Annotated in this window: 4 protein-coding genes and 1 pseudogene; all 5 read left to right on the top strand. The window is 72.3% G+C overall.

Annotated features, from left to right (window positions below; genetic code table 11):
* Window positions 1-198, top strand: a pseudogene (locus ACRDP3_RS12800) (ParA family protein); the annotation flags it as partial.
* A 31-nt stretch (window positions 199-229) separates the two neighbouring features.
* Entirely contained in the window at window positions 230-616 is a 387-nt protein-coding gene (locus tag ACRDP3_RS12795) for a TadE/TadG family type IV pilus assembly protein (protein WP_431517028.1), read from the top strand.
* A gap of 35 nt (window positions 617-651) precedes the next feature.
* The gene (locus ACRDP3_RS12790) at window positions 652-2,004 is read left to right on the top strand and encodes a CpaF family protein (protein ID WP_431517027.1); all 1,353 of its coding nucleotides are present in this window, start codon (window positions 652-654) and stop codon (window positions 2,002-2,004) included.
* Window positions 2,005-2,094: 90 nt separating this feature from the next.
* Window positions 2,095-3,039, top strand: coding sequence for a type II secretion system F family protein (locus ACRDP3_RS12785; RefSeq protein WP_431517026.1), 945 nt, complete (start codon window positions 2,095-2,097; stop codon window positions 3,037-3,039).
* Window positions 3,040-3,059: 20 nt separating this feature from the next.
* Window positions 3,060-3,811 (top strand): DUF5936 domain-containing protein (locus ACRDP3_RS12780; RefSeq protein ID WP_431517025.1); only part of this gene is annotated, 752 nt, incomplete at its 3' end.

The following is a 3,811-nucleotide window of genomic DNA, read 5'->3' as shown; positions in this document are numbered from 1 at the left end:
GACCCGCAGGGCGCCTGCCGGGCCGCGGCAACCGCGCACCTCCCCGCCGAGTGGCGTGCCGAGTCCACGGTCAGCTGCAGCCGCTCCGGCCATCTCTGGCGGGCCGACGTGGACCTGGGCACCCCGGTCCTCATCCCCGGCGCGGGCCGCCTTCCCTTCACCGTCAGCGGCAGAGCCGGCGCAGCGGAAGAGGGGTGACGGGGTGACACGGTCACGAGCCACGAAACGGATGAGCCGGGTGACGCCCGTCCGCCGCGCGGTGCGCGAGGACGGAGAACGGGGCGCGTCCAGCCTGGAGCTGGCGGGCATGCTGCCGCTGCTCCTGCTGGTGGCCATGGCCGCGATCCAGCTCGGCATCGTGGGCTACGCCGTCCAGCAGGCCGGTACGGGCGCCCGCGCGGCCGCCCGTACCGCGAGCCAGGAGGACATCGCCGCCGACTACGCCGCCACCGGCAAGGCCGCCATGTCCGGCTGGACCGCTTCCCGCAGCACCTTCGCCCTCGGCGGCGGCGGTGAGGAGGTCCAGGTCACCACGACCGTCACCATCCCCTCCGTCGTCCCCGGAGTCGACGACTTCGGCGACGCCGCCCGGTCGGCCACCATGCCCCGCGACTGAGCGCACGGCAGCAACGCAGAGAGGAGCCGGACCAGATGAGCCTGCGGGCCCGCATCACCACCCCCGAGCCGGAGACCGGCAACGGCCCGTCCGCCGACGGCGGCAACGGCCACCTCGTACCGGCCTACCGCACCAAGCTCCTCGAAGAGATCGACCTCGCCGAGATGTCCGCCCTCGCCCCGCAGGAGCGCCGGACCCGGCTGGAGCGCGTACTGGGCCACATCATCAGCCGCGAGGGCCCCGTACTGGCCACCCACGACCGCGCCTCGCTCATCCGCCGCGTCGTCGACGAAGCCCTCGGCCTCGGCGTGCTCGAACCCCTCCTCGAGGACGCCACCATCACCGAGATCATGGTCAACGGCCCCGACCAGGTCTTCGTCGAGCGCGCCGGTCGGGTCGAGCGGGTGCCGGTCCGCTTCGCCTCGAACGAGCAGCTGATGCAGACCATCGAACGCATCGTCTCCACCGTCAACCGCCGTGTCGACGAGTCCAATCCGATGGTCGACGCCCGCCTTCCCTCCGGCGAGCGCGTCAACGTCATCGTCCCGCCGCTCGCCCTCACCGGCCCCACCCTCACCATCCGGCGCTTCCCCCGCGCGTACGCGCTGCACGAGCTGATCGCGCTGGGCACCCTCGACGAGCACATCCTCTCGCTGCTCTCCGCCTTCATCCGGGCCCGCTTCAACGTGATCGTCTCCGGCGGTACGGGCAGCGGCAAGACCACCCTCCTCAACGCCCTCTCCGGGCTCATCCCCGGGCACGAGCGCATCATCACCGTCGAGGACGCCGCCGAACTGCAGCTCCAGCAGAGCCACGTCATCCGCCTGGAGACCCGGCCGCCCAACGTGGAGGGCAAGGGCCGGATCACGGTCCGCGACCTCGTACGCAACTCGCTGCGCATGCGCCCCGACCGCATCATCGTCGGCGAGGTGCGCGGCGGGGAGACCCTGGACATGCTGCAGGCCATGTCGACCGGACACGACGGTTCGCTGGCCACCGTGCACGCCAACAGCGCGGAGGACGCGCTGATGCGGCTTCAGACCCTGGCCTCGATGTCGGAGGTCGAGATCCCCTTCCCCGCCCTCCAGGACCAGATCAACTCAGCCGTCGACGTCATCATCCAGCTCTCCCGCTTCCCGGACGGATCGCGCAAGGTGGTGGAGATCGCCCTGCTCTCCTCGCACGGCCGCGAGACTTTCCAGCTCGCCTCCGCCTCCCGCTTCGACGCCCGGCCGATGTCCGCCGACGGGAAGGTGCACGGCACCTTCGACCACCTGCCCCTGCCGCGGCGGGCCGCGGACCGGCTGCACATGGTGAGCGAATCCGTGCCGCCGGTCTTCGGGGTGGCGGACAGCGCGGACCGGCTGGCGACGAGGGAGGCCGGATAGCGCCCGTACGTACGCCCTGCCCGCCCCGGCACCACCCCACGCCCGCCCCCTACCGGGCCCACGCACCCTGACAGAGGACACCGGACCCTCATGGACACCACCGCCCAACTCGCGCTCGGCGCCACCCTGCTGGCGAGCGCCCTCGCCGTCACCGGGGTGCTCACCTACGCGGCGGGCCGCGCACAGCGGCAGGCCCTGATCGACCGGCTCGCCGCGACCGGCGCCGAATACGAGCTGCCATCGGGCCGCCGCCGGCACTTCGGCGGCGTGGACCGGCGGCTGCGCCGCACCCGGCTGGGACGCCGCATCCAGCTCAAGCTGGCCGCGACCGGACTCGACCTGACCCCCGGCGAGTTCGCGGTGTACGTGCTCGCCGTGGTCGTCGGCCTGTGGCTGGTGGCCTCCTCCCTCCTCGCGCCCTTCTTCGGGCCGCTCGCCGGGCTCCTCGGCGCGCTCGCCGCCAACGCCTTCCTCAGCCACCAGCGCCAGCGCCGTACGGAACAGTTCATCAGCCAGCTCCCCGAACTCTCCCGCATACTCGCCAACGCCACCTCCGCCGGACTCGCCCTGCGGACGGCCCTCGGCATGGCCGCCGAGGAGCTGGAGGCCCCGGCGGGCGACGAACTCACCCTCGTCACCAACCAGCTCGCCGTCGGCCGCTCCATCGACGACGCGCTCGGCGAACTCGCCGAGCGCCTGCCCTCCCGTGAACTGGTCGTGCTGGTCACGACGTTGATCCTCGCCAACCGCGCGGGCGGCACCCTCGTCGGCTCCCTGCGCAACCTCACCGCCACCTTGGAGGAGCGCAAGGAGACCCGCCGGGAGGTGCGCACGATGCTCGCCGAGGTGAACGCGACGGCCTTCACCGTTCCCGTACTCGGGCTCGGTGCGATGCTGATGATGAACTCGATGATGCCCGGGGCGCTGGCGCGGGTGACCGGCTCACCGCTGGGCCAGTTCGCGATCCTCGTCGCCGTGGGCCTCTTCGCCACCGGCTTCTTCGTCATCCGCCGCCTCGGCAAGATCGAGATCTGAGGAAGGGAGACCGGATCACCATGCAGGCCGTACTGCCCTTCCTCCTCGCCGCCGCCGTCGGACTCGCCGTCTACGGCGCCATCGCGGGCATCCGCATGTACCGGGCCGAGACCAAGCTGCCCGACGACCTCGCCGCCGCCCTGGAGGTCGGCGCCACCCGCACCACCGCCCGCGAGGCCGCCGTCGACCGCCTCGGCATGCCGCTCGCGCCGCTCGTGCTCCGGCTGATGGGGCCGCGAGGTGTCGACAAGAAGCGCCGCAGGATCGACCAGGCGGGCAACCCGGGGGGCCTCACCCTCCAGCGCTACGCCGCCCGCCGGGCCGCCTACGGGGTGTTCGGTCTGCTGATGGCGGTGGTCGGGCTGTCGGCCGACAGCCCGCTGTTCGCGGCGCTGGTGCTGGCCTTCGGCTGGTTCGCCGCCGACCTGGCGATCCGGCAGGCGATCCGCGACCGCAAGCGCGTCATCGAACGCACCCTCCCCGACTTCCTCGACGTCCTCGCCGTCGTCGTCTCCGCGGGCCTCGGCTTCCGGCAGGCGCTGGAACGCGTCGCGGAGCGCTACGAGGGTCCGTGGGCGGACGAACTGGGCATCACCCTGCGCCAGATGGACCTGGGCGTGGGCCGCCGTCAGGCCTTCGACGAGCTGCGTAAGCGCAACTCCAGTGAGCAGGTCGACCAGTTCGTCACGGCACTTCAGCAGGGCGAGGAACTGGGTGCGCCCATCGCGGACACGCTGATCCAGATCGCCACGGACATGCGCCGCACGGACGC

The sequence above is a fragment of the Streptomyces sp. genome (assembly GCF_050698815.1).
GTDB lineage: Bacteria > Actinomycetota > Actinomycetes > Streptomycetales > Streptomycetaceae > Streptomyces.
This window is presented reverse-complemented; position numbering and strand designations above follow the sequence as displayed.